The following is a 2,545-nucleotide window of genomic DNA, read 5'->3' on the forward strand; positions in this document are numbered from 1 at the left end:
CTTATTACTACTGTCAATCCCTGCATTTTAGTTTCCAATGACATTATTTATTGGAGAAATGTTTTCACTATCAGCCTTAACAATCATTATTAAAATGTGCTCCGATGTTCTGTCTCCGCCTGTATGCGGCTTGGGCGACGGCGAGGCTGCATTCGAGCAGGTTGCGGTTTTCGTATTCGGACGCGGTGTGCGGTTCGGCTTGGTTTTGCTTCCAAAGCCGCAGTTGGGCGATGGCGCGGTGCAGGTTGGTATCGTTGCGGAGAATGCCCAGATGGCGTTGATTGAACGCTTGCAGGGTAGGGCGGCTGAATGCGTTTTGGAGACCGTCTGAAAAGATGTCTGTTTCGACGGAGGAGCGTTCAGACGGCCTTTGAGACGGTTCGGTTTGGAACGCATGTCCGTCTGCGATGGTTTGGGCGGCAAGTCTGGCGGTCACGACGCATTCGAGCAGGGAGTTGCTGGCGAGGCGGTTGGCTCCGTGCAACCCTGTGCAGGCGGTTTCGCCTAAGGCGTAGAGCTGCGGCAGGGAGGTTCTGCCGCTGGGGTCGGTTTGGATACCGCCGCAGGTGTAGTGTTGCACGGGGCGGACAGGGATGGCTTGGCGCGTGATATCCAAGCCGCATTGGGACAGGCAGTGCCGATGGATGGACGGGAAATGCTGGAGGACGAACTCTGCAGATTGATGGCTGATGTCGAGCGAGACGAAGTCTTGCGTTTGTTTGGCGATTTCGACGGCGATGGCGCGGGCAACGATGTCGCGCGGCGCAAGTTCGGCGCGGCAGTCGTAATGCGGCATAAACCGTTCACCCGATTGGTTGGTCAGGATGCCGCCTTCGCCGCGCACGGCTTCGGAAATCAGGAAGGTGCGGCCGTTTTCAGACGACCTTGCCAAGCCTGTGGGGTGGAATTGGATAAATTCGAGGTTTTCGACTGCGCAGCCTGCGCGTATCGCCATGGCAATGGCGTCGCCCGTGCATTCGGGCGGCGTGGTGGTAGCGGCGTAAATCTGTCCCAAGCCGCCGCCCGCGAGTACGGTATGGCGGGCGCGGATGCGGTAGGTTTCTTGCGTTCGGCGGTCGAAGACGGTCAGTCCGCACGCCGCGCCTGATTCGGTTTGAATGTCCAACGCCATCTGCCGCTCGCAAACGCGGATGTTCGGGCGGCAGCGTATTTGGGCAATCAGGCTCTGCATGACGGCTTCGCCCGTGTAGTCGGCGACGTGGACGATTCGGCGGCAGGTATGCCCGCCTTCGCGCGTCAGGTGCAGGTCGTTATGATTCCGGTCGAACGCCACGCCCTGCGCCAGCAGCCATTCGATTGCCGGTTTGCCCTGCGACAGGATGGTGCGGACAGCGGCTTCGTCGCACAAACCCGCGCCCGCTTCCAAAGTATCGGCGACGTGTTTTTCGATGTCATCCTCTCCCGACCACGCCGCCGCAATCCCACCTTGGGCATGACGGCTGGCAGTGTCGTCCAGCCGGTTTTTGCACAAAATGACGATGCGGAACGATTCAGGCAGCGACAGGGCGAGTGTCAGTGCCGCCAGCCCGTTTCCGGCAATCAATACGTCGCAATCGGTTTGCATGGTGTTGTCCTTGTTTGAGAGGTCGTCTGAAACGGCAATATGGACGGCAAATCAGGCGGGCCCCATGCCGTTGAACACATTCCCGCGCTTGAGTCCTGCCGCGAAGTCGAGCATACGCTGCAAAGGCAGTTTGGCGGCTTTGCCCAGCTTTCTGTCCAACAGGATTTCGTTACGTCCGCTTGTCAGGGCATATTTGATGCCGTCCAGCGAATTCATCGCCATCCACGGGCAGAACGCGCAGCTTTTGCAGCTCCCGCCGTTGCCCGCCGTCGGGGCGGCGATAAATTCTTTGTCGGGCGCCTGTTTTTGCATTTCGTGCAGGATGCCCAAATCGGTCGCCACAATGAATTTTTTTTCAGGACGCGATACGGCGGCTTTCAGCAGTTTGCTGGTCGAACCGACCACGTCGCCCAGTTCGATGACGCTTTGCGGCGATTCGGGATGAACCAGCACCACCGCGTCGGGATGCTCCGCCTTCAACGCCGCCAGTTCCTGCCCTTTGAATTCGTTATGGACGATGCACGAACCCTGCCACAACAGCATATCCGCGCCCGTTTCGCGGCGGATATAGTCGCCGAGGTGGCGGTCGGGCCCCCAAATTAGTTTCTCGCCGCGCGATTTCAGATACGACACGATTTCCAACGCCACCGAAGACGTTACCACCCAGTCGGCACGCGCCTTCACGGCGGCGGAAGTGTTGGCGTACACCACCACCGTACGGTCGGGGTGTTGGTCGCAAAACGCTGAAAACGCTTCTTCCGGGCAACCCAAATCCAAAGAACATTCCGCCTCCAAATCAGGCATCAGCACCGTTTTTTCAGGGCAGAGGATTTTCGCGCTCTCGCCCATGAAGCGCACGCCAGCCACCACCAGCGTACCGGCTTCATGTTCCGCGCCGAAGCGTGCCATCTCCAACGAATCGCCCACACATCCGCCTGTTTCCAAAGCCAAATCCTGAAT

Annotated in this window: 2 protein-coding genes; both read right to left on the minus strand. The window is 58.8% G+C overall.

Going from position 1 to position 2,545, the window contains the following annotated elements; genetic code table 11:
• Nucleotides 1-76 precede the first annotated feature (76 nt).
• Entirely contained in the window at nt 77-1,585 is a 1,509-nt protein-coding gene (gene nadB, locus ACTHUT_RS17815) for an L-aspartate oxidase (RefSeq protein ID WP_250600538.1), read from the minus strand.
• 51 nt (nt 1,586-1,636) lie between these two features.
• Nucleotides 1,637-2,545, minus strand: a 909-nt coding sequence (gene nadA / locus ACTHUT_RS17820) for a quinolinate synthase NadA (RefSeq protein WP_440419257.1), incomplete at its 5' end; no start/stop codon positions are given.

The organism is Neisseria sp. P0022.S010, assembly GCF_051956635.1.